Annotated in this window: 20 protein-coding genes; 9 read left to right on the top strand and 11 right to left on the bottom strand. The window is 71.2% G+C overall.

The window, feature by feature from the left end; all coding sequences use genetic code 11:
• Window positions 1-2: 2 nt before the first annotated feature.
• The 7 genes from K8556_RS16525 to larC all read left to right on the top strand — a co-directional run bounded on the left by K8556_RS16525 (window position 3) and on the right by larC (window position 7279).
• Window positions 3-1376 (top strand): methyl-accepting chemotaxis protein, encoded by a 1374-nt coding sequence (locus K8556_RS16525; RefSeq protein WP_223741035.1) that lies wholly within the window; start codon window positions 3-5, stop codon window positions 1374-1376.
• 51 nt (window positions 1377-1427) lie between these two features.
• Window positions 1428-1850, top strand: coding sequence for a chemotaxis protein CheW (locus K8556_RS16530; RefSeq protein WP_014400068.1), 423 nt, complete (start codon window positions 1428-1430; stop codon window positions 1848-1850).
• A gap of 71 nt (window positions 1851-1921) precedes the next feature.
• On the top strand, window positions 1922-2290 hold the full coding sequence (locus tag K8556_RS16535) for a response regulator (protein WP_014400067.1): 369 nt from the start codon (window positions 1922-1924) through the stop codon (window positions 2288-2290).
• A gap of 68 nt (window positions 2291-2358) precedes the next feature.
• Window positions 2359-4722 (top strand): chemotaxis protein CheA, encoded by a 2364-nt coding sequence (locus tag K8556_RS16540; protein WP_223741036.1) that lies wholly within the window; start codon window positions 2359-2361, stop codon window positions 4720-4722.
• The gene (locus K8556_RS16545) at window positions 4719-5309 is read left to right on the top strand and encodes a chemotaxis protein CheC (protein WP_223741037.1); all 591 of its coding nucleotides are present in this window, start codon (window positions 4719-4721) and stop codon (window positions 5307-5309) included. The genes K8556_RS16540 and K8556_RS16545 overlap by 4 nt, the downstream gene beginning before the upstream one ends.
• Before the next feature lie 44 nt (window positions 5310-5353).
• Window positions 5354-6106: a nickel pincer cofactor biosynthesis protein LarB gene (larB, locus tag K8556_RS16550; RefSeq protein WP_223741038.1), complete on the top strand. Its 753-nt coding sequence runs from the start codon at window positions 5354-5356 to the stop codon at window positions 6104-6106.
• 6 nt (window positions 6107-6112) lie between these two features.
• Window positions 6113-7279, top strand: coding sequence for a nickel pincer cofactor biosynthesis protein LarC (gene larC / locus K8556_RS16555; RefSeq protein WP_223741039.1), 1167 nt, complete (start codon window positions 6113-6115; stop codon window positions 7277-7279).
• Between the two features lie 3 nt (window positions 7280-7282).
• Here the strand turns inward: larC and K8556_RS16560 are convergent, their stop codons facing one another.
• The 6 genes from K8556_RS16560 to K8556_RS16585 form a co-directional block, all read right to left on the bottom strand.
• Window positions 7283-8050, bottom strand: a complete 768-nt coding sequence (locus K8556_RS16560; RefSeq protein WP_223741040.1) for a VOC family protein — start codon at window positions 8048-8050, stop codon at window positions 7283-7285.
• A gap of 109 nt (window positions 8051-8159) precedes the next feature.
• Window positions 8160-9794, bottom strand: a complete 1635-nt coding sequence (locus K8556_RS16565; protein WP_223741041.1) for a DUF6311 domain-containing protein — start codon at window positions 9792-9794, stop codon at window positions 8160-8162.
• 127 nt (window positions 9795-9921) lie between these two features.
• Complete coding sequence (locus K8556_RS16570) at window positions 9922-11199, bottom strand: hypothetical protein (protein ID WP_223741042.1); 1278 nt, start codon at window positions 11197-11199, stop codon at window positions 9922-9924.
• Window positions 11200-11292: 93 nt separating this feature from the next.
• A complete protein-coding gene (locus K8556_RS16575) occupies window positions 11293-13023 on the bottom strand; it encodes a caspase family protein (RefSeq protein ID WP_223741043.1) in 1731 nt (576 codons plus the stop codon).
• On the bottom strand, window positions 13020-13820 hold the full coding sequence (locus tag K8556_RS16580) for a hypothetical protein (protein WP_223741044.1): 801 nt from the start codon (window positions 13818-13820) through the stop codon (window positions 13020-13022). The genes K8556_RS16575 and K8556_RS16580 overlap by 4 nt, the downstream gene beginning before the upstream one ends.
• The gene (locus K8556_RS16585; RefSeq protein WP_255651787.1) at window positions 13817-14488 is read right to left on the bottom strand and encodes an RNA polymerase sigma factor; all 672 of its coding nucleotides are present in this window, start codon (window positions 14486-14488) and stop codon (window positions 13817-13819) included. Before K8556_RS16585 ends, K8556_RS16580 begins: the two co-directional genes overlap by 4 nt.
• 370 nt (window positions 14489-14858) lie before the next feature.
• Here K8556_RS16585 and K8556_RS16590 point away from each other — a divergent pair, with 370 nt between their 5' ends.
• The gene (locus tag K8556_RS16590; protein WP_223741046.1) at window positions 14859-16427 is read left to right on the top strand and encodes a hypothetical protein; all 1569 of its coding nucleotides are present in this window, start codon (window positions 14859-14861) and stop codon (window positions 16425-16427) included.
• Window positions 16428-16442: 15 nt separating this feature from the next.
• On the opposite strand, the gene K8556_RS16595 is transcribed toward K8556_RS16590, so the two are convergent.
• The 4 genes from K8556_RS16595 to K8556_RS16610 all read right to left on the bottom strand — a co-directional run bounded on the left by K8556_RS16595 (window position 16443) and on the right by K8556_RS16610 (window position 20405).
• The gene (locus K8556_RS16595) at window positions 16443-16709 is read right to left on the bottom strand and encodes a hypothetical protein (protein WP_223741047.1); all 267 of its coding nucleotides are present in this window, start codon (window positions 16707-16709) and stop codon (window positions 16443-16445) included.
• Window positions 16710-16739: 30 nt separating this feature from the next.
• Window positions 16740-18656 (bottom strand): serine/threonine-protein kinase, encoded by a 1917-nt coding sequence (locus K8556_RS16600; protein WP_223741048.1) that lies wholly within the window; start codon window positions 18654-18656, stop codon window positions 16740-16742.
• Window positions 18653-19576 (bottom strand): DUF2381 family protein, encoded by a 924-nt coding sequence (locus K8556_RS16605; protein ID WP_223741049.1) that lies wholly within the window; start codon window positions 19574-19576, stop codon window positions 18653-18655. Before K8556_RS16605 ends, K8556_RS16600 begins: the two co-directional genes overlap by 4 nt.
• A gap of 139 nt (window positions 19577-19715) precedes the next feature.
• Window positions 19716-20405, bottom strand: a complete 690-nt coding sequence (locus tag K8556_RS16610; RefSeq protein WP_223741050.1) for a hypothetical protein — start codon at window positions 20403-20405, stop codon at window positions 19716-19718.
• Between the two features lie 206 nt (window positions 20406-20611).
• Between K8556_RS16610 and K8556_RS16615 the strand changes: the two genes are divergently transcribed.
• Window positions 20612-21268, top strand: coding sequence for an outer membrane beta-barrel protein (locus K8556_RS16615; protein WP_223741051.1), 657 nt, complete (start codon window positions 20612-20614; stop codon window positions 21266-21268).
• Window positions 21269-21271: 3 nt separating this feature from the next.
• On the opposite strand, the gene K8556_RS16620 is transcribed toward K8556_RS16615, so the two are convergent.
• Window positions 21272-21838, bottom strand: a complete 567-nt coding sequence (locus K8556_RS16620; protein ID WP_223741052.1) for a head protein — start codon at window positions 21836-21838, stop codon at window positions 21272-21274.
• Between the last annotated feature and the right edge of the window lie 118 nt (window positions 21839-21956).

Below are 21956 nucleotides of genomic sequence, written 5' to 3' on the forward strand. Positions count from 1 at the left end.
CCGTGCGCCGCCCCCTTCGCGACGACCCCTCCTCTGGCCTCACCCCCCGACGCGAGCCGGTGCAGCGACTGCTGCGCGCCGTCGAGGGCCCCAAGGCGGTTCGCGAGCAGTCCCTGCACCGGAAGATCACCACCGGCTACATCCTGCTGGGCCTGCTGCTGGGCACGTGGCTCTTGTGCACGGAGAGCCTCTTCGACGCGTCCTGGGGCAACTGGAGCTTCATCATCCGGGTGGGCGTGGGCGTGCTCATCACCTTCGGCGGCGCCACGTTCCTGCCGTCGCTGCTGGCGCGCGTCACCCGCGTGAAGGTGCTCAGCCGCTCCGCCTTCGAAATCTCGCAGGGTGACCTGTCCAAGCCCGTGGCCGCGGAGGTGCACAGCACCCGCGACGAAATCGACGAGCTGACGGGCGCCATCTCCCGCATGCAGGAGAACCTGCGCGAGCTGGTGGGCAAGATTCAAGACACCGCCAAGAGCGTGGCGGACACGGCCATCGACCTGCAGCGCAGCGCGGAGAACGTCAACGGGTCCACGGAGGAGGTGGGCTCGTCGATGGAGAAGATCGCCAGCGGCGCGGAGACCCAGTCGCAGTTGGTGTCGCAGGCCTCCAAGGTCATCACGGAGATGGCCGGCAGCATCCAGCGCACGGCGGCCAGCGCCCTGGACGCGGCCCGCACGTCCGCGGAGACCAGCAGCAGCGCGGAGGACGGCTCCAAGGCGGCGCGGCTCGCGGGCGACAAGGTGAAGAAGGTCTTCAACCGCATCGAGTCCGCCAGCCAGCAGGTGTTCGCCTTCGGCGAGAAGACGCAGGAGATTTCGAAGATCGTCGACGCCATCACCCAGGTGGCGCAGCAGACGAACCTCCTGGCCCTCAACGCCACCATCGAAGCGGCGCGCGCGGGCGAGTACGGCCGCGGCTTCGCGGTGGTGGCGGATGAAGTGCGCAAGCTGGCGGAGAGCGCGGGCCGCTCCGCGGAGCAGATTTCCCGCCTGGCGCGCGACATCTCCGGCCAGTCCACCTCCGTCGTGAGCGCCATGAAGGAAGGCATCGCGGAGCTGGCGGAAGGCCGTGAGGACCTCACCGACATCATGCGCTCCATGGGGGCCATCACCGACACCGCCCGCAAGGGCGCGGAGAAGGTGACGCTCATCTCCGACAGCACCCGCGACCAGATGAAGGGCAGCGAGGAGATGGTGAAGGCCATCGAGGAGATCAAGCTCGTGGCGAAGAACAACGCCAGCTCCACGGAGGCCATCCAGGCCGTCATCCAGGAGCAGACGGCCGCGGTGTCGCGGATGACGTCGCTGGCGAGCGAGCTGACCAACCTCTCCGTGGAGCTGCAGAGCGTGGTGCGCAGCTTCCGCCTGGGGCCCTGAAAGCCCCCATCCCCCGCCTTTCCGCCGCCTTCCGGCACCAGGGCCCTCACCGTGCGGCACGTCATCTTCCGGGTCGAGAAGGAACGCTACGGGTTGCCCTTGTCGGCCGTCCGGGAGGTGGTCGTCCCTCCAGAGCGCTACACCCGTGTACCGCGCGCCCCCGCCGCCATCACCGGGGTGATGAACCTGCGCGGCCGGGTGGTGACGGTGGTGGAGCTGCGGCAGTTGCTCCATTTGCCAGAAGGTCCCACGCCCCTGTGCCGGGTCGTGCTACTGGACCGGGGTCGCAGGGATTTGGGGCTGCTGGTGACGGACGTGGATGGCATCGAGGCGGTGGAGCGCGTCAGCGCCGCGCCGGGCAAGGTCATGCCCGCGGTTCGCGGCGTTGCCCGCCTGGGCGGTCTGGGAGTGACCGTGCTGGATCCGGAAGGACTTGATGCGGCGGTCGTTGCCTTGTTCACTCCCTCCAAGTGAGTAGCCCCCTGGAAACGGCCGGTGATAGGGTGCGCTCCCTCTAGGCCTGAAACGGAGGCGGAGTTCTTCACATGGCTAAGCGGGTGCTGGTCGTCGACGACGCCATCTTCATGCGCAACATGATCAAGGACATCTTTGCGTCTGGAGGGTTCGAGGTCGTCGGTGAGGCGGCCAACGGCCTGGAGGCCGTGGAGAAGTTCAAGGAGTTGAAGCCGGACCTCACGACGATGGACATCGTGATGCCCTTCAAGAGTGGCATTGAAGCCACACGGGAAATCATCAAGGCCGACAGCAGCGCGGTCGTCATCATGTGCTCGGCGCTCGGGCAGGAGAGCCTGGTGATGGAGGCCATCGAGGCGGGTGCCTCGGACTTCATCGTCAAGCCGTTCCGGGCGGAGGACGTGCTGGCGGTCGTCAAGAAGGTGCTGGGCGAGGCCTGAATCGGCGCACACGGGGCCGCTGCCGCCCGGGTCGCGGCCCTGTCCGCCTGTGAAGGAGGTGCCGGGTCATGACGATGGACATGTCCCGGTACCTGGGCCTCTTCATCTCGGAGGCCACCGAGCACCTGGAGGCGCTCGGGCGGGACCTCGTGGCGCTGGAGCGCGAGGCCACCGCCAGCACCGTGGACTCGATGTTCCGGCACGCCCACTCGGTGAAGGGCATGGCGTCGTCCATGGGCTTCGAGCCCATCGCGATGCTGGCGCACCGGGTGGAGGACCTGGTGGACGCGGTGCGGCAGGACCGCAAGCTCCTGAACCGGGACCTGGTGGACCTGCTGCTGAGCGCCACGGACACGCTCACCGCCCAGGTGCGCGCCGTGTCGTCCAACCGCGAGCCGGAGCAGGCGGAGGGGTTGCTCAAGCAGTTGAGCACCCGCGTGCAGTCGCTCACCGGCCACGCCCCCGCCGCGACCCGCGTGGCCCAGGTCACCGCGCTCAAGCCCGCGACCCCGTCCGGAGACGACGGGGAGGGCTCGGGAGGCGGGGAGGGGCCGTCGGGTGCCTCGGGCTCGGGGACGCCGGGAGGCAACGCCGGGCCCGCGCCGGCTTCGGGGACGCCGGGAGGCTCCGCGGCTTCGGGAGGCTCCGAGGCCCCGGGAGGCTCCGCTTCAGGTGGCGCCGGGCCTTCGGACTCGGGGGCCTCGGGTTCGGGAGCATCCCGCGGTGAGGCGGCCTCGGGAGCAGGCGGAGCGCCCTCCTCCCTGGCGGTGATGCCGCCGGCCACGTTGATGCCGCCTCGCGACCTGAGCGGCCCGGATGCCCTCTACGGTGCCCCGGGGGCGCGGTCCCTGGCGGTGGTGCCGGAGAACGACGCTGCCGCGTCCGTGGCGGCGCTGGCCTCCGGGCTCAAGGCCGCCGCCAGCGCGGGGGACGGCAAGGCCGGTTCTCCCCGCTGGTCGGTGCGCCTGCGCATCTCCCCCAACTGCCAGGTGCCCGGCGTGCGCGCGTTCCTCGTGCACAAGCGGCTGTCCTCCCTGGGCACGCTGGTGGACCTGCGCCCGCCCCTGGAGGAGCTCAAGGCCGGCCGCATCCCGGACGGCTACATCCAGGTGGACGTGGAGACCGGCGTGGGCGACGCCGGCATCCAGACGGCCCTGCGCAACGTGGCGGAGGTGGAGGTCGTCTCCGTCGCCCCGGCCGTCCCGGAGCCGCCCGCGCTCCCCGTCGCCGCGCCCGCGTTGGACCCGGCGCGCGCCACCGCGGACGCGGGCTCCCGCACGGTGCGCGTGCGCACGGAGCTGCTCGACTACTTCCTCGACACGGTGGGGGAGCTGATGCTCGCCACCGCGCGCCTGCGCGAAGTGGGCAAGGTGCTGCCGGAGAACACGCGCCCCGCGCTGGAGGAGGGCGTCTACCGGCTGCACACGCTGGTGAAGGACCTGCACGACAAGGTCATGAGCGCGCGCATGACGCCGCTGTCGCTCATCACCGACCGGCTGCCCCGCGCCGCGCGCGACCTCGCCCGCCGCAAGGAGCGCGAGGTGGAGCTGGTCATCACCGGCGCCGAAATCGAGCTCGACCGCGCCATCCTCGACGAGCTGGCGGACCCGCTGCTGCACCTGCTCCGCAATTGCATCGACCACGGCCTGGAGTCCCCGGAGGAGCGGGTGGCCGCGAAGAAGTCCGCGCGCGGCCGCGTCACCGTCACCGTGCGCCGCGCCCGCGACCGCGTCATCATCGACATCGAGGACGACGGCCGGGGCATGGACCCCGCGAAGCTCAAGGCCTCCGCGCTCAAGCGGGGGCTCATCACCGAGGACGCCGCCCAGCGCATGGCGGACCGCGACGCGTTCCTCCTGTCGTGCCTGCCGGGCGTGTCCACCGCCAAGGACATCACCGACATCTCCGGCCGCGGCGTGGGCATGGACGCGGTGAAGCGCGTGGTGGAGAGCGTGGGCGGCACGCTCGAAATCGACAGCGAGCGGGGCCGGGGCACGGTCTTCACGCTGCGCCTGCCGCTCACCGTCGCCGTGGTGCACCTGCTCCTCGTGGAGGTGGGGGAGGAGGTCTTCGGCCTGCCCATCGCCAAGGTGGTGGGCGCCACGGAGGCGGACCCGCAGTCCCTGAGCAAGAGCCGGGAGACGGCGCTCCTGCCGCACGGCAACGGCCTGCTGCCGGTGCACGCACTGGAGGTGCTCCTGGGCGTGCCCGCGGCGCCGAAGCCGGGCTACCGGCCCTTCGTGGTGATGGAGGGCGACGCTGGCACCGGCAAGGTGGCGCTGGCGGTGGATCGCCTCCTGGGGCAGGAGGAAGTCGTGCTCAAACCCTTGTCCCGCCCCCTGGACTTGCTGCCGGGATTGTCCGGCGTGACCATCCTGGGCAGCGGTCGTCCCGTGTTCATCCTGGACGTCCCGAGGTTACTGACCGCGTGAGCCCCCCCCTGCCCAGTGACGCGCAGCTCGACGCCCTGCGCGAGGTGGCCAACATCGGCTGTGGACACGGCGCGAACGCCCTGGCCCGGCTGGTGGGTGGCCGCGTGGACCTGTCCGTCCCGGAGGTGCGCGTCACGGACGCCACTCAAGGCCCCGCGCTCTTCGCGGACGACGCCCCCGCCGTCGCCGTGCGCCTGGGCATGACGGGAGAGCTGCGCGGCGCGCTGGTGCTGGCGCTGCCGTCCAGGGACGCGGAGGCGCTGGAGTCCGCGCTGGTGCGCGGCCACCCCGCGTCCCCCGAGGAGCGCGAGAGCGCCCTGGCGGAGGCCGCGAACATCCTCGCCAGCGCGTGCCTGTCCGCCATCGGGCGGCTGACGGGCTGGCGGCTGCTGCCCTCCGTGCCCCAGCTCCAGCGCGGGCCCGTGCGCCCCGTGCTGGCGGGCGTGCTGGGAGACGTGGAGCCGGGGCCGGGCGTGGTGCTGGCGGCGCGCTTCACGGCGTCCGGGCCCTCGTCGCTGGGGGGGCAGATGGTGCTGGTGCTGGAGCGCGGGAGCGCCCAGGCGCTCCTGTCCCGGCTGGGCCTCTAGGTCCGCCTGGAGGCGCGGGGGCGGCTGGGGTAGACCGCTCGCCCATGGACGAGAAGGCGCTCAGGGCCCTGCTGGGCCAGGTGAAGACGGGCAAGGTCAGCCTGGACGACGCGGTGGGCAAGCTGAAGGACCTGCCGTACGCGGAGCTGGGCTACGCGACGGTGGACACGCACCGCAACCTGCGGTTCGGCTTCCCGGAGGTGGTGCTGGGAGAGCCCAAGACGGCGGAGCAGATCCTGGGCATCGTGGGCGCGCTGGTGGAGCGCAAGCAGACGGTGCTGGTGACGCGGCTGCAGCCGGAGAAGGCGGAGGCCCTGGTGGCCCGCTTCCCCAAGGGCCAGTACCACCCGGTGGCGCGCATCTTCCACCTGCCCCAGCGCAAGGTGAAGGCGGGCCGCGTGGCCATCGTGACGGGCGGCACCAGCGACCTCCCGGTGGCGGAGGAGGCCGCGCTCACCGCGCAGGCCATGGGCGCGGACGTGCGGCGCGTCTACGACGTGGGCGTGGCGGGCATCCACCGGCTCTTGCGCCGGCGCGAGGAGATTCAGGAGTGCCACGTCGCCGTGGCGGTGGCGGGCATGGAGGGCGCGCTCGCGTCCGCGCTGGGGGGCCTGGTGGGCATCCCGGTGGTGGCGGTGCCCACGTCGGTGGGCTACGGCGCGAACCTCGGGGGCATCTCCGCGCTGCTCTCCATGGTGAACTCGTGCGCCTCCAACGTGGCCACGATGAACATCGACAACGGGTTCGGCGGCGGCTTCTACGCGGCGCTCATCTCCCGCACCAAGGGACGGAGCTGACAGGCCATGCGGCGCATCCTCTACCTGGAGCCGGTGGGCGGCATCGCCGGGGACATGTTCCTGGCGGCGGGCATCGACCTGGGCGTGTCCCCGGACGCGCTCGCGCAGGCGCTGTCCGGCCTCAACGTGCCGGGCTGGAAGCTGGCGGTGTCGCGAGCGGTGCGCCACGCCATCAGCGGCACGCACCTGGACGTGGTGCTGGACGCGAAGGAGGCGCACCCGCACCGCGCCTACGCGGACATCCGCCAGTTGATTGAGGCCGCGCCCACGCTGCCGGAGCGCGCGAAGGCGCGGGCCCTGGCGGTGTTCCGCGCCATCGGCGAGGCGGAGGCGAAGGTGCACGGCGTGTCCATCGACGCCATCCACTTCCACGAGGTGGGCGCGGTGGACTCCATCGTGGACATCTGCGGCGCCGCCGTGGTGCTGGAGCTGCTGGGCGACCCGGAGGTGCACGCCGCGCCGCCGCCCCTGGGCAGCGGCACCATCCGCGTGGCGCACGGCCAGATGCCCATCCCCGTGCCGGCCACGCTGGAGCTGTTGCGCGACGTGCCCGTGCGCTTCGAGGGCGTGGGCGAGCTGACGACGCCCACGGGCGCCGCGCTGCTCAAGGTGCTGACGCGGATTGGCCACCCGCCGGACTTCATCGTGGAGAAGGTGGGCTACGGCGTGGGGACGAAGGACTTCCGCGACCGGCCCAACGTGCTGCGCGCGTCGCTGGGCCGCGTGGAGACGCAGGCCACCGAAGGGCTGTGGGTGGTGGAGGCGAACCTGGATGACGCCACGCCGCAGCTCCTGGCGCACCTGGTGGAGCGGCTGTTGGAGGTGGGCGCGAAGGACGCGTGGGTGTCCCCGGTGGTGATGAAGAAGGGCCGGCCGGCGCACCTGTTGGGCGCGCTGGTGGAGGGCGGCCTGCGCGAGGCGGTGGTGGACGCGCTGCTGACGGAGTCCACGTCGCTGGGCGTGCGCTACCACCGGGTGGAGCGCCACGCGCTGGCGCGCGACTTCGTGGAGGTGGAGACGCCCTGGGGCCGGGTCCGCGTGAAGCGCGGCCTCAGGGACGGCCGGGTGCTCAACGCGCACCCGGAGTTCGACGACTGCGTCCGGCTGGCCCGGGCCGCGGGCGTGCCGGTGAAGCAGGTGATGGCCGCCGCGATGGCGGCCCTCACGCCGTGACGCCTAGGCCGGCCGCGCCAGGGTGATGACGCCGAAGGACGCGCCGCCGGGGTCGGCCACGATGGCGATGCGGCCGTAGGGTGAGTCGAACGGCCGCATGAGCACCTTGCCGCCCCTGGCGGTGACGGTGGCGGCGGCCTCGTCGGTGTTGGCCACGGCGAAGGTGATCATCCAGTGGGGCCCCACCTCGGCGGGCGTCTTGTCGTCGAGCTGCATCACGCCCGCCGCCTCGGTGCCGCCCTGCTTCAGCACCCAGTAGTGCATCCGGTCATCCGGCATCTTGTCCGCCGTCATGCCGAAGAGGTCCTTGTAGAAGGCGACGGCCTTGGCGCCGTCGCGCGTCTTGGCCTCGAACCAGGCCACGGCGCCGGGCTCGTTCACCAGGGCCGCACCGGGGAACAGGTTCGGCTGCCAGAAGCCGAACGCCGCGCCGGTGTTGTCCGCGCAGAAGGCCATGCGCCCCGCCTCCATGACGTCCATGGGCTCCAACATCACCTTGCCGCCCAGCTCCTTCAGGCGGGCGACGGAGCGGTCCACGCTCTCCACGGCGAAGTAGGTGTTCCACGCCGGCGGGGGCGGCGCGTCCTTGGGGCGCGGCATCAGCGCCGCCACGAGCTGCCCGTTCTTGCGGGCCATCGTGTAGTAGCCGTTCTGCTGGGACGTGGGGTCGAACGTCCAGCCGAACAGCGCACCGTAGAAGTCCCGGGCCTTCTCCAGGTCCCAGGCCGACAGGTCCACCCAGGACACCGTCCCCGCAGCGTGCTTCGTCATCGCAGGCATCGTCGCTCCCCTCGCAGTGCGCCCGGTGGGACACCGGGGCTACCTGGAAGGTAACAGCGGATTTGCGGTGGACTGAAAGGATTTTCAGTGGTGCTCCGCGTCAGCGGCGGGGCTGACGCGCGAGCCCCTGCGCGAACGCATCCGTGTTGCTCCCCACCACGCACACCGGCAGGTCCTCCACGAGCCCGCAGCGCGCGCCCGCGTCGAGGAAGGGCCGCACGTGCGGCGGCAGCACCACGTACGCGGTCTTCGCGTCCAGGCCGCCCGAAGGCAGGGGCGCGCGGCACTCCGCGGCCAGCGCCTCCGGCGTGCGCGACGCGTAGCCGCTGTTGAACGTCAGCTTCAGCCGGTACGCCTGATACGCCAGCGCGTTCACCAGCGGCTCGTCGTAGCGGCACACCCACTGCACCTGCGGCGGGAAGAGGGCCAGGTGCTGGTAGGAGCCCTTCAGCGCGTCCCACTCCGGGGACTTCAGGCGGTGGAAGCGCACGGGCTTGAAGAGGGCGCTCTTGTCCTCGCGCACGTCGTACGCCTGGAGCGCCAGCGCCACCGCCAGCGCGGCCACGGCCACGGCGGGCACGCCGCGCCACAGGCGCACCACCCCCAGCACCGCGCCAACGACGAGCAGGTAGTGCAGCGGCCAGACGAAGCGGCCGGACGCGCGGAACGCGTTCGTCGCCTTCGTCAGCGGCGCGTACAGCGCGCCCAGGTCCGCCACCGGCTGGCCCAGCCACGTCACGCGCGAGGACAGCGCGTAGAAGGCCATGAGCAGCACCACCGCCGCCGCGGGCAGCACCCGGCGCCAGTCCAGCGCGCGCGCCTCCCGCATGCGCGCGAACAGGCTCACGCACGCCACGGCGCCGAGCAGCAGCGCCCCCGCGCCCAGGTAGCCGAAGCCCTCGCCCTGCCGGGGCGCGGCGGGCAGGTCAGGCAACAGGCGCGCCCAGCCCATGGGGTTCACCAGCGTGGCCAGGTCCGCGGAGAAGTCCCCGAAGCCCTCCGCGCCCAGCCCGCCGCCGCCGAAGTAGCCGAAGAGGGCGAACAGCCCCACGTCCAGCGCCGCGATGCCCGCGCACAGCGCCGCGACGCGCGCGGGGCCCAGCTTCCGGCTCCAGGCGAGCCGCACCCCGAGCGCCAGCGTCAGCGGCATCAACATGGCCACCCAGTACGGATGGGTGCCGGACGCGATGGCGTTGAAGAGGGCCGCCAGGCCCAGGCTCCGCGTCGCGGCGCGCGCGTCCGGGATGTCCCGCAGGTTGAGCCACAGCAGGGCCAGCAGCAGCCAGTGCGCGCACAGCGTGGGGTGGCCGAAGCGCGCCGCCATCACCGGCGACAGCGCCAGCAGCGTGCCGCCCAGCGCCATGGGCACCGGACGCGGGGACACCGTCTCCACCAGCCGCGCGCCGAAGTACCCCATCAGCGCGTAGCACAGGGCCAGCCACGGCCCGGTGTACTGGAAGTCCACGGGCAACAGCGGCGAGAGGGGCTTGAAGAGCAGCGCCACCCACGGGTTGCCGTCCGTGAGCGCCACCGACGAGCCGTACGGGTAGAAGTGGTTGGGCGCCGCGCCCAGGGGCAGCGTCCAGTCCGCGTTGCGGAAGAAGAGCCAGCCGAAGATGTGCGCGGCCCAGTCCTCGCGCATCATCCAGTCGATGCGCGTGGGCGGCAGCACCGGCCCGCCGCCCAGCCACAGGAACCAGCCCAGCCCGCCGAGCACCGCCAGCGCTCGCGCCACGACGAGGGCCCGGTGGGAGGTGGACGGGGAGGGCGGGGGGCTCGGGGGAAGGACGGACTGGCTCAAGGCGCGGCGACTGTAGGCGCCCGCTTCCGTGCCCCGCAACCGCGCGCTGCCCCCGTGGAGCTCACGGGCAGTAGCGCGCGTAGCGCAGGCCGCGCGTCGTCTGCAGCGCGCCGCCGTCCGGCGGGTAGTAATAGTGCACGTAGGAGAAGCCCACCTGCACCTGGTCCTGGTCGTCCACGTGGACCGAGGAGTGACCGGGGAACGCGTTCCCGCCGTCCAGTGTCTCCAGGACGAGCGGCGGTGTCGCGCCGGCGGGGGTCGTGCCGTCCAGCGCCTGCACGAGCAACTGGCTGGTGCCCCCCGTCACATCCGCGTTGATGGCCGCGTCGTCCAGCAGCGCGTGGCGGAGGCCCGGGACGGAGGCGCTCCTCGACAGCGCGGGGCCCCGGCTGCGGAAGGCGCCCAGCGCGTAGGACCGCCAGCCGCTGTCCTCCTTCACCCACAGCCGGGCCTCCTGGTCGTCGGAGGCCAGCAGGGAGGGCCGCCCCGTGGAGTCCACCTCCAATGCGATGCGAAGGCGCGGCGAGTTCAAGGGAATCATCCAGTCCAGCGGCTCGGGGAGCCAGGTGCCCGACGCATTGCTCGCGTAGAAGACCTGGCTCTTCGTGCCGAACCCACGCGCGAACACGAGGTGGCCGTGGCCATTGGCATCCACGACCAGCCGCTCGCGGTCGCCCGCGGCACCGAGCGACTCCACCGGCGGCAGGCTCCAGGTGCCGTTGGCGGCCACGGTGCCAAGCAGGTAGCCGTCCAGGGAGGGTTTGGCGATGAGCACGTGGGCCCGGCCCTGCGAATCGAGCGCGATGGCCCTCGCCCAGCCCCGGACCAGGATGTGGAAGGTCCAGGTCCCGCTGGCGTCGGTCGCGTAGCCGACCTGCTCTCCCTGCTGGTACAGCACGCGGTGCGTCCCGTCCGCGGCCACCACCATGTTCACGTCGTAGGCGGTCCACACGTTCCACACCCGCGTCGGCACGTCGCCCGGCCGGGTGGTGCCGATGTGGAGGTTGGAGTTCTTCGAATAGGCGTAGTGGCCCACGCCCTGCGCGTCGAAGACGAACGTGGCGGTGAGGGCGTCGATGCCCTCGTCCACCACCTGCGTCGTCCAGCCCGGCCCGGCGCCGCACACCCCACCATCCGTGCCCCCGTCCGGGTCGCCCTCCGCGCCGGCGTCGGGGTGGGTGACCACCAACTGCACGCAGGTGCCGGCGGCGTTCCGGGTCACCTGTCCCTGCCCGGGACTGGAGACCCCGTTCGTGCAGATGGGGTCGCAGCCGGCCAGCAGGGCGGTGGCCACGGCGGCGCTCGACAGCGCGGTGTACACGAGGAATGAACGGGACACGGGAGGGACCGTCAGGGCTCGAGGTTGGCGCGGTGGGCGCGGACAGCGGCGCACCCACGCACGGACACGGTCGGGCCCAACGGCCCGCGTCCGCTAGCGCCTCAGGGAAATCTCCAGGCCGTACTGCTTGTCCATGCCGGTGTGGCCGTTGGCGGTGACGCGATCCATGCCCACCCGGGCCGAGAGCCGCAGCGGCATGCCCGCGAGCCGCCCCATCACGCCCGCGGCCACGTGGCCGGTGAGCATCGCCGGGTCCGCCTGGCGGAAGCCCGGCGCCGTGAGGCCCAGCAGCCCCCAGCCCAGGCCCACCTCCGCGAACAGCGGCGTGTTCGCGGGGCGCTCCAGCCCCACCAGCCCCTCCACCGTGAAGCGGTGCAGGCGGATGCCGTCCCGGGACGCGAGCGGCGTGACGCCATACGCCCCGCGCACGCCGTAGTAGAGCAGGTCCACGGAGGACGGCGTGCGCCACGACAGGCTGGGCCCGGCGGCGAACTTCGCCAGCCCCAGCGGCGAGCGCCCCGCGCCCAGGCCCAGCTCCAACCGCGACGTCCAGTCGGACGGCGCCGCCACGGCCAGCGGCGAGCGCGCCCCGCCGATGACGGACGGCTGGAAGGGGTCGCCGAAGTCCACCGGCACCAGCCCCACGGCGGCGACGTATTCGTCGTAGAACGACCGGTCCAGCGGAACGGCGAACAGGCCCCGGCGGAGCGCCTCCTCCGCGGGACCTCTTTCCTGGAGCTCGCGCGGGCGCAGCTTCGGCGTGCCCGAGGACACCTGCGCCAGCGTGATGCGCGCCTCCGCGTCCGGCGCGCGCACCCAGTACACGTCGCGCAGCGGCAGCAGGATCTGCGTCCACTGCTCCTTCGAGCGCCGCACGTCCACCAGCCGCTGGCCGTCCGCGTCCTCCACGGAGAGGCGCGCGTACTCGAAGCCGGCGGGGAAGGTGACCCGGGGCCCTTCGGGCGCGGGGCCCACCAGCGGGCGGCGGGGCTCGGCCGTGGGCGCGAAGGCGTTGACGGACAGGCGCGCGGGCATGCCCTTCACGCCGTGCAGGGACGCGGCCACGAACGCGGCCAGCTCGCTGTACTCCACCTGGCCGTCGCCGTTGATGTCCGCGCCGCCCAGCAGGCCGGAGCGGGCCACGTGGCTGAAGACGCCCGCACGGATGCGGGACCACTCGTGCGTCTCGCCATCCTCGCTCTCCGCGAAGAGGGCGCCCACGTGGGGGCGCGACGCCAGTTGCTCGCGCGCGAGCACGCCGCGCAGCTCCGCCAGCACCGCCGCGTCCGGCGTCCCGCCTCGGCTGCCCACCACGCCGGAGGCGCGGCACGCATCCGCGATGACGTGCACGTAGTCCGCACCCAGCGGATCCACGAGCTCCGAATAGAGGCTGCCGCGGTCCAGGCGCGCGTCGGCGAGCGTGAAGTAGGCGCGGCCCGCGTCGTCCGTGTTGCCGTGACCCACGTAGACGATGAGCACGTCCGTCTGGCGTCCCGCCGCGTGGTCCGCGAGCGCCGCCGCCTGCAGCCGCTTCACGGCCTGCTCCACCGCGGCGCGCGTGGGCGGCTGCGCGGACTTCAGCGCCAGGCTGCCGCTCTTGCGCGTGGGCTCGTCCGGGTCCACGAGCAGCGTGGTCTCCACGCCCAGCCGCTTGAGCGTCTCCGCCCACAGCACGCCGTCGTCGTCCGCGTAGCGCAGCGGCGCGAGCGCGGGGTCGTCACTGCCGTTGTGGGCAATGACCAGCGCGCGCCGCACGGTGTCCGCGACCGCCTCCGGCGCCGCCGCCAGCAGCGCCACCCCCAGGAGGACTTCCAGCTTCTTCATGGAGATTCCTTTACCCGGACCTCCTGCCTGAGCACCACCACCCCCTCCGCCGTGCCCTGACGGAGGGCCGCCAGGGTGGCGTCCGGGTGCGCGGAGAACGTCGCGGTGACCTCCGCCATATCGGCGCCCGCGGGCAGCGCGACCGTCAGCTCCAGGGGGCGCTCCTCGCCGGCCTTGCCGCTGAGCAGGAAGGGGCCGTTGACCTCCTCGCGGCCGCCGGCGCGCACGCGCACCGCGACGTGGGTGTAGGGCGGGCGGGCACCGGCCGCGAAGGCCAGCGTGGCGCCCGGGGTGCACGCGGCCCCGGCGCGCAGCTCGCGCAGGGCCTGGCCGGGCTTCGCGCAGAAGACGCGCAGGACGGCCTGGGCCACCGGCGCGGGGGGCGCGACCGGGTCATGGCTGGCGCCCCGGACGCTGAACTCGGGCTCGGTGGGTTCGGTGGCGGCGGTGGGCGCGACGGACGAGGGCGTCACCACCACCGCGAGGAACAGGGCCGCGAGCGTGGCGCCGAGCACCGCGAGGGTGGGCCACCGGGCGGGGGCGGCGTCCGGGGGCGAGGCGGCGGTGAGGGCGGCTTCGAGCCCCGCGGCGGTGAGTGTCTCCAGCTCCGTGGCGGTGGGGGTGTCCGTCTGGCCGGATTCGAAGACGCGGTGGGCGCGGGCCCACTTGTCGTAGCGGGCGCCGCAGCGGGCGCAGGCGTGGGCGTGGCGCAGGAGCCGCGAGGATTCGGGGGTGGACAGCTCCCCCAGGGACCAGCGCGTCAGTCCCGCGTCCACATGTCGCTCGTACCACTTCATGGGAGGCTCCCGAATGGGATGGCGCACAGCAGGGCCAGGGTGGCGAGCAGGGCGCCCCACTGCAGGCGTCCCGGCACGACATCGCTGTCCAGCCAGCCCGAGTCCTTCAGGTGTTCGGTGAACTGCAACCGCAGGCGGCGTTCGCGCACCCGCACCTCGCCGCGGGTGAGCTGGAGCTGGTCGGCGGCGGACTCCTGGGACAGGCCGTCCATGAAGCGAAGCTGGGCCAGGGCGCGCCCTTCGGCGGGCAGGGCCTCCAGGAAGCGGCGCACGATGGAGCGGACCTCGGCGCCCAGGGCCTCTTCCTCCGGGCTCTTGCCCTCGGTGGGGGCGTGGGTGAGCTCCGGGGCGTCATCCAGGGGGATGGCCTCCCGGGCCACGCGGCCGGAGGCGCGCATGAGGTCGATGGCGGTGGAGCGGGCGACGGTGAGCAGGAAGCCCAGGTAGGGGCGCACGCCGTCGTAGGCCTGGCGCATGTGGGGGCGGAAGGCCCGCACGAAGGTCTCCTGGTGCGCGGCGTCCAGGTCCAGGGGCGTGAGCGAGACGGAGCGCGTGCCGGTCTCCGAGTGGACGGCGAAGCGCCGGGACAGGTAGCGCAGCACTTCTGGCGAATAGGCGCGGTAGACCTGGGTGAGCACGGCGGTGTCACCCCGGCGGAAGGCCTCCAAGACTGACCGCTCGGTTCCAGGCAGCACGCGGAATGCTCCGTGTCATGGAGGCGCCCGGCCGGGCCCCTTCTGGAAATGAGATACGAAATGACCCCGAAATCCGGGTCGTCCCCACACGCACGGCGCGCGTTTTATTGAGCCGGGCCCGGAGATGGTTGCGAATTGGGGAGGGTCTCCGGCGCCGGAGGCTGTGGGTGCGAATCCTGCATCGAGCCAGGGGGAGGTTCGCGGAAGCAGGGGAGGCGGAAGCCGTCACCCTGCCCGCGGAAAAAATTGGAGGCCGAAACCCACGCGGATGAACAGCTCCCGGGTGGGGACGGCCTCCGTAGAGAGAGCGGTCCAGTGACCTGCTCGAAAAGTAAGGCGCTCGGTGCTCGAAAGCAAGGACAGCTCACAGCGGGTGGCGGCACGTCTCCTGGAGTTCTTCGAGGCTTGGACCGCCTGGTTCCGAGGGCTCTGGGAGGTGGGAACGGTGCTCAGCCTCCGTGAGCTGTTGGAGGCGGTGGAAGCCGTCCCGGCGGGCGTGCTCTCCGACAAGGCGGTCGAGTGGCTGGCGAACGAATTATCCCGAGCGCTGGGGCCCGATGAAGGCATCTCACCGCAGTCCCGGAGCCTGCTGCAGCGGCTGCTCGGCTCGCCGTTGAGGCCCCGCTCGGGGGAGCTGCCCGCGGTGCACCGTCTCACCGAGGAGATTGATGCGTCATATCTGTCCCGCTGGGCGGAACAGCTCGCGCTGGGCATCCCGGTGAAGCCAGAGCGGGTGGCCCGCGCCGTCGCCTCCCATCTGCTGGATGCGGGGTTCAGCCCCGACTTCCTCCATCGCTGGCTGACGTACCGACTCGTCCATTCCACGCAGGTCTATCGTCTATCGGAGCTGCTGGAGGAAGCGCATGCCCTGGCCCGGACGCCGCCCTCTCGCTTCCAGGTCCTCTTGACCGTGCGCAGCGCGCTGGGGCTCCAGGGGCCTCTGCCTCGAGAATGGTGTGACGCGCCCTTGGTCTCGAAGTGGCTCATCGCGAATGGGTTCGACGCCACCCACGTCCGGCAAGGCGGAGGCTGGTTGCTGACGGTTCATGCCCGCGATGCCTTCTCCGCCGCGGAACAGGCTTCGGAGACAGTAGAGAAGTTGGCCGCGCGGCTCCTCATTGGAACAGGCCATCAGATGCGGCATGGCGAGCACGCATATGTCGAAGGCAGCCGGCAGCCGCTGCCGCTCCGCAGGCATCGGCGGGTCGAGGTCCGCAGTCTGGAGCGTCAGGACCAGCTCTTCGCGTCCGGGCCTTTCAGCCGTGTGGATGCGGCCTTCGAGTTGCTCGGTCAGTTGGATGCGCCCGCCGTGGTCGCGGTGGCCGCTGGCTGGGCCTCCATCGAAGCGTTGCTGGTCGCACCCGAGGATGGCCAGAAGGCACCTGCGGGGGACCGGTTGGCCGCCCTGGTGGCGTGTTCGTTTCCCAGGGCGGAGCTGACATTGCTGGCATCCCTCCAAAGCAAGAGCAGCGCCAGTCCCCTCCAGGAGCAACTCCTGAAGTGCACGAGCAATCACGAGCGCGCATCCCGAATGTTGGAAGCCATCCAGCAAGCGCGGTCGCTCCCCTGGGAGGGACCTGTCTGGAGCCACCGGGCGGCGGTCGCACGGATGGAGGGACTGCTCAAGGACCCACGCAAGAAGTTGAAGGACGTGGAGGGCTACGCGGTGCGGGCATTCCGCCGGCTCTATCGTCAGCGAAACCTGGTGCTGCACGGTGGGCAGACGAACGCAGTGGCTCTCCGCGCCAGCCTGCGGACGGCGGCGCCGTTGATTGGCGCGGGCATCGACCGCATCGCGCATGCATGGTTCCGCCATGGCGTTCAGCCCCTGGAGCTGGCCGTGAAGGCCCGTCACCGGCTGGACCTGCTGGAGCCCAAGGAGCCCCTGGCGATCCTGGATCTGCTGGAGTAGCGCGGCGTGGGCCGCTCAGGCTTCTGCGTCCAGCGCTGCGCCCGTCCACCATCCCGGAGCGGTCTCCTTCCAGCGCAGGGGGGAGGAGCGGCCGAAGAGCTCCACCAGTGTCTGCTCCATCCGGGCCCGGGCCTCCTCGAAAGAAGTGGATGGGGTGCTGTCGAGCAGCCTCCCATCCGTGACGCCTTCCTGGGTGTAGATGGCGTAGCGCCAGCCCTCGGTGGGCTTGGGGTGGTAGAGCACGACGGAGCGGAGCGCTTCATTCGCCAGGATGTGGCTCATCCCCCGGGTCTTACCTCGGGCGCACGACGCTTATGGGAACGCGTCCACCACGGTGTAGCCCGCGGTCCGGGGAAGGAGCGCGGCGCCGGGCTTGGAGCCCGTCTCCAGTGGCCAGAAGCCATCGTCGTTCCCCAGGACGAAGCAGACCGGGTAGGTGTGGCCGTCCGGCGTCTCCGCTCGCGTGTAGCGGCCCATGACCCGTTCTCCCCCTGTCCACAGTCGTCCGTAGAGCAGGGTCCCCTTCGGAAGCCCGCCGCGTTTTTCCTCCTGGACGCTGACGATGTCGCCGTCATGCACGGAGAGCATGAGCATGGCATCCAGGCGGTCGGGATAACGGATGTCGACCGTGATGGCTGCCTTCGCATCCCGCCGCAGCTTCAGCGCTTTCATCGCCTCCAGCGCCTCCGTGGGGCATCGCTGGGGTTTGGGCACCACCTGTGCACCCGCGCAGGCAATGAGGGTTGTCGCCGCACCGACAGCCAACGTGCAGCCGCGTGACAGTGAACGTCCGCGGACAGGTGGGTCCTGCTTCAAGGGAATGCTCATGAGGTCCTTCTCCGGCGGGAGCGGCGCAGGGGAAGGAGGGGCCGCTCCGGACGCGGCAGCTTGGTCGGGCGCAAGCGCCCGCGCCACGGGAGGCGGGGAAGGGCGAACTGGCGCATTGATGTCGGACCTTGAAAAGAGTCCCAGGCTCCAGCCCAACCAGACCATGAACAGCACGCATGCGAATCCCACGGCACCCTGACGCCACAGGGTCCGCCACGTCCGTCGGCGGCGCACCGTGCTCGCGGCCAGGATGGCCTTGGCCTCCGCCCGAGCGACATGACGCGGAGACCGGCGCCGCAGCTCGCGTGCTTCGCGGAGGCGTTGAACCCGGTCCAGACGCTGAAGGCGTGCGTGCTGGAGCGGCACCTCCTGACCCGGTGCCACCGGTCCCACCATCCCGGGCGCCTCCTGCGTCGTGCGTGAGGAATCCGAGGGAGGTGTGGCCCAGTCGAACAGGGGCAGGTCCCAGGTGGTATCCGCATGGGCCAGGACCTGATGCAGTTCGGAGGCCAGAGCGGAGGCGCTCGGAGGCCGTGCTTCGGGCGCGAACGCGAGCAGGCGGCTGACGAGCGAAGCCAATGCCCTCGGCACCAGCGGGTTGGGCCATGCGTGTTCAGGCCCTTCAACTTCCATTGGGAGCGCCGGATAGCTGTCGGTCATCAATCGATGGAAGGTGACGCCCAGGGCGTACAGCTCATCCGCCTCGCCATAGCGAGGACACTCCTGTGACGGAGCCGCCATCCGCCAGCGGTGGAGCTGGGGACTCAAGTAGTGAGCCGTGCCAGGAGGAAGCTGGCCCGTTCCGGTCAGGGGCTTCGCTTCGGGATGCCAGCCCGCTCCCCAGTCCAGAAGGGTGAGCCGTCCACCGGGCTGGACGTGGAGGTTGTCGCCTTTGACGTCGCGGTGCAGGACACCGTGCTGGTGCGCGAAGGCCAGGACCTCCGCGGCCTGGATGAACAATGCGCTCACCTCGTGGGCCGTGGGGTTGCGAGTGCGGGCCCATTCATAGAGCGACTCACCCTCCACGTGCTCCATCACCAGGAAAGGGTAGTTTCCGGACCCTGACCGCCATGCCCCGGCCTCCATGAGGCGAGGCACCCCCAAATGCCGCAGGCGGGACAGCACCTCCGCTTCGCGTGAGAACCAGGGGCTGTCGGGCTGTCGCGCCAGCTTCAGGGCGTACCGCCTGCCGCGAGGCCGGTGGTTCGCCTGAACGACGTAGACCGTGCCGTACCCGCCTGATGCCACCCGACGGAGGACGCGCCAGGGACCGATAAGGGTCCCCGGTGGAAGCGCATCCACCATCAGCAGCAAGGAAGGTCGGGCAGGGCCGTGGGCCTTCTTGCCGGGCTGGGTGGAGGCATGATGCTGTTCGCCGGGCGGTGCCTCGTGCGGGCTCATGGCGCCACCTCTTCCCAGCGGACGCCGCGTTTACCCTTCGAGTCCAGCAACTCCAAGGTGTAGTGCGTGCCAGCAGGCAGGTCCGGAAGCGCGCGCCATTCCACCACCACGGTGGCCTGCTCCCCAGGCGCCAGGTGATTCACCTGCATGAGCAGGGGGAACTCACGGGCCGGCGGTGCATTGGACCCGCGTGGTGTCATCCGCGCGAACCCCGGTATCCAGGGGGCGCTCCCCACGGTGTTGATCAGCAATGTCGACAGGGCACGGGTGCTTTCCGTGCGGTAGAGCACATGAGGGCGTTTGGCGAGCATCCCCGGGCTCACGGACGGATCCCGGAGGTAAGCCACCGCGACGCCGCCAGGGGTGACATCCCCCATCAACACCGCGCCGCCCAGCCCACTGCGCGCGCACTGTGCCCGCAGCGGCGCGAGCCCTGCCTCGGTGACCGCGCACCGGGCCCGCAGGTCCGCGAGCTCCTTCCCCAGATCCTGCGCGGTGCGCTCCTGCCGGAACACCTCCACCTGTGAATCCACCTCCGCCGCCACGGTCGTGAGCACGAAGCCCACCTGTGCCGGAGCGCCGGGCCCGGCGAAGCGCACGGTGAGCACGGGCTCCCTGCCCGCGGGGATGTCCATGGACGCCTTCAGGACGAGCACGTCCTCATGCGCCGCCACGCGGGTGAAGAAGGGCGCGAGCACGCTCCGGTCCACGGACTCCGGAACGATGGGCGCATCGAAGGTGACGGTGGTCACTTCATGGGCCGCGACATGCAGCGGATGCAGCACCGGAGGCTCCTCCGCGCGCAGCGTGAGCTGCCGGGCCTTGCGCTCCCGGGGCACGGGAGTGCGGGACTGCGCCGCCGCCGTGGCGCCCAGCAGGACCGTCAGCACCAGGGGAATGGCCGAAGTGGACAGCGACATCACGGGTCACCTCCATCCTTCAAACCTAACAGATAGGGGTGACACGCACGGGGATGCACGGGCCTGGATAGGCTCTGGATGCGGCGGCTGGACAAGGAAAAACCAGCCTACCTCAAGCGTCTTTGAGAGGAAGGCCTACCTAAGAACGCCGGCCCGTCTTCCGCGCGAAGAACTCGCGGTTGAACGTCGCCACTCCCCACCTGCGCGGGTCATCCGGGAAGTCCTCCTTCGCCAGGGACTCGTCGCTTTGTTCCGCCAGCCAGCGGCTGAACTCCTCCCGCGACGCGAAGGTCCGCTTCGGCTTGGAGTCTCCCTGGAGGTACCGGTGGCCCTGCGCGTACGTGCCATCCCCGGACCGCCACAGCGCGCGAGACACGCCCTCGCGCGGGTCGACCGTGATGGACAGGTCCGCTCCCGCGTCCAGCAGCTCCGCCACCCGCTGCGCCAGCGCGCGTCCGTACTTGCGCGAATCGAAGCGGGCCTCCGCGCGGGCTTGCTCCTTCGCCTCGTGCTCCCGCGTGGCCGCGTCCGTCATCTGGAGGCGCGGCGCCGCGTGCGCGTCACAGACGATGGACAGCGAGACGTCCCCCAGCCCGGACGCGGACGCGTGATGCCGCTGCATCAGCGCCTGGACCTGGGCCCGTGGCGCTTCCGGCAATGAACCGAACGTCAGCGCTCCGTCCGGCGCCGTGAAGAGCAACGTGTCATCCAGCAGCTCCCCTCGATGCTTCAACGAAGCGGACAGCTCGATGCGGGCCAGCCCGCGGGTCTCGCGCTCGGCGCGCAGCCAGCGGACGATGTCGGAGTCTTCGGTCAGCGGGGAGGACATGGCTTGCTCCAGGACTCTGGCACGGCGTGAACCTGCCATGACCTGAAACGAAAGACTGACATTCCTGTCGCGCTTCGGCGCTGTCCCAACACCCCGAGACGTGCGAAGCCCTGGCGCCCGCATCCTGCGAATCCTGGCCGTGGGCTTGCAGTGCGTGCCGCCAACACCCAACGCCGTCGGATGACGGCCTCTTCTCCCTGGACGACATGACTTCACGACGCTTCATCGCATCGCTGGTTCTGACCTTCTGTCTGGGCGCATTGCCGGCGGCGGCCCAGGAGCCCAAGGGCTCCGGGCTCGCGCTGGGCGCGCGCGGCGCCATTGGCATTCCCGTGGGTGACGCGTTCGCGGAGAGCGCGCTGAAGGACACCTTTGGCAGCACGGTGGCGCCGCAGGTGGACCTCTCCTACTTCTTCAACCGGCAGCTCTCGCTGGGCGCCTACTTCCAGTACGGCATCGGGTCCGGACCGGGCGACCAGTGCGAGGACGGCGTGAACTGCAAGAGCACGGTCCTGCGCTTCGGCATCGACCTGGACTACCACTTCCGTCCGGACGGCTTCTTCTCGCCGTGGGTGGGCGTGGGCGTGGGCTACGAAATCGGGAAGGTGGAGATGGGGGAGGGCGCCGCGAACTCCTATCTGAAGCTGGAGGGCTATGACCTGGGTCACGCCCACTTCGGCGTGGACCTCCAGCTCACCCGCTCCATCGCGGTGGGGCCCTACATCTCCGCGTCCGTGGGGCAGTACCGCGAGGGAACGGTCCGGCTTGGCGGTTCGGCCGAAGTCAGCAACGACCTGTCCGACGACGCGAAGCAGCTCCACGTCTGGATCCAGCCGGGCGTGCGCGTGCAGTTCCGGCTGTAGTCCTCACGTCTCCTGTGACGGAGGCGTGGGCGCGGGCAGGGGGTAGAGGACGCGGTAGTCGATGCGGTGGTGGTAGGCGGCCAGATACGGCGCCCCCGCGATGTCGATGACCACCTGCTGGGGAGGCGTGGGCTGCTGGTTCATCCACGCCTCCGCCTCCTCCTTCGCGGCGAAGGACAGGCCTGAAGGCGGGCGCCGCTGGTCCGCCATCTCCTGGAGATAGAACTCAAGGCGAGGCTGACGGCCCAGGGCCCTCCACCCGCTCGTGGGATTGAAGAAGACCGAGTAGTACTCATCCGCCACCAGGATGGAGGCAAACACCGGTGGACGTTTCTGGGCCATCAGCCAGGCATCGGCATCCTGCCGGGTGTCGAACCGGGCAATGGCAAGCGGCGGCGCGTAGGCTTCGAGGTTCCGGACGTAGTCCTCGAAATCAGCAACCTGCCCCGTCGCGTCGATGAATTGGAGGGCAGCCGCGGCGGTGCGGATGGCCTCCTCACTTCCAGGAGTCTTCGGAGCGTCGTCGAGCAGGACCCGCCCGAGTATCTCCATCTGGTCGAAGAAGTGCATCCTGGTGCGCTCTGCGCCGGTGACACGGATGGCGTCGTGAGAAGCAATGCGGGTGCGAGCAGGATGAGCCCCGCGCCCGCTGAGACGACGACGAACAAGTCATGTCACCGTGAAGCGC

It is taken from the genome of Corallococcus sp. AS-1-12 (genome assembly GCF_020036995.1).
In the GTDB taxonomy this organism is placed as follows: Bacteria; Myxococcota; Myxococcia; order Myxococcales; family Myxococcaceae; genus Corallococcus.

Bases quoted from the DNA above. Each gene is read 5' to 3' on its own strand.
- K8556_RS16535 (WP_014400067.1), top strand. From the start codon at position 1,922: ATGGCTAAGCGGGTGCTGGTCGTCGACGACGCCATCTTCATGCGCAAC.
- K8556_RS16540 (WP_223741036.1), top strand. From the start codon at position 2,359: ATGACGATGGACATGTCCCGGTACCTGGGCCTCTTCATCTCGGAGGCC.
- larB (WP_223741038.1), top strand. From the start codon at position 5,354: ATGGACGAGAAGGCGCTCAGGGCCCTGCTGGGCCAGGTGAAGACGGGC.
- larC (WP_223741039.1), top strand. From the start codon at position 6,113: ATGCGGCGCATCCTCTACCTGGAGCCGGTGGGCGGCATCGCCGGGGAC.
- K8556_RS16560 (WP_223741040.1), bottom strand. From the start codon at position 8,050: ATGACGAAGCACGCTGCGGGGACGGTGTCCTGGGTGGACCTGTCGGCC.
- K8556_RS16575 (WP_223741043.1), bottom strand. From the start codon at position 13,023: ATGAAGAAGCTGGAAGTCCTCCTGGGGGTGGCGCTGCTGGCGGCGGCG.
- K8556_RS16580 (WP_223741044.1), bottom strand. From the start codon at position 13,820: ATGAAGTGGTACGAGCGACATGTGGACGCGGGACTGACGCGCTGGTCC.
- K8556_RS16595 (WP_223741047.1), bottom strand. From the start codon at position 16,709: ATGAGCCACATCCTGGCGAATGAAGCGCTCCGCTCCGTCGTGCTCTAC.
- K8556_RS16600 (WP_223741048.1), bottom strand. From the start codon at position 18,656: ATGAGCCCGCACGAGGCACCGCCCGGCGAACAGCATCATGCCTCCACC.
- K8556_RS16605 (WP_223741049.1), bottom strand. From the start codon at position 19,576: ATGTCGCTGTCCACTTCGGCCATTCCCCTGGTGCTGACGGTCCTGCTG.
- K8556_RS16610 (WP_223741050.1), bottom strand. From the start codon at position 20,405: ATGTCCTCCCCGCTGACCGAAGACTCCGACATCGTCCGCTGGCTGCGC.
- K8556_RS16615 (WP_223741051.1), top strand. From the start codon at position 20,612: ATGACTTCACGACGCTTCATCGCATCGCTGGTTCTGACCTTCTGTCTG.
- K8556_RS16620 (WP_223741052.1), bottom strand. From the start codon at position 21,838: ATGCACTTCTTCGACCAGATGGAGATACTCGGGCGGGTCCTGCTCGAC.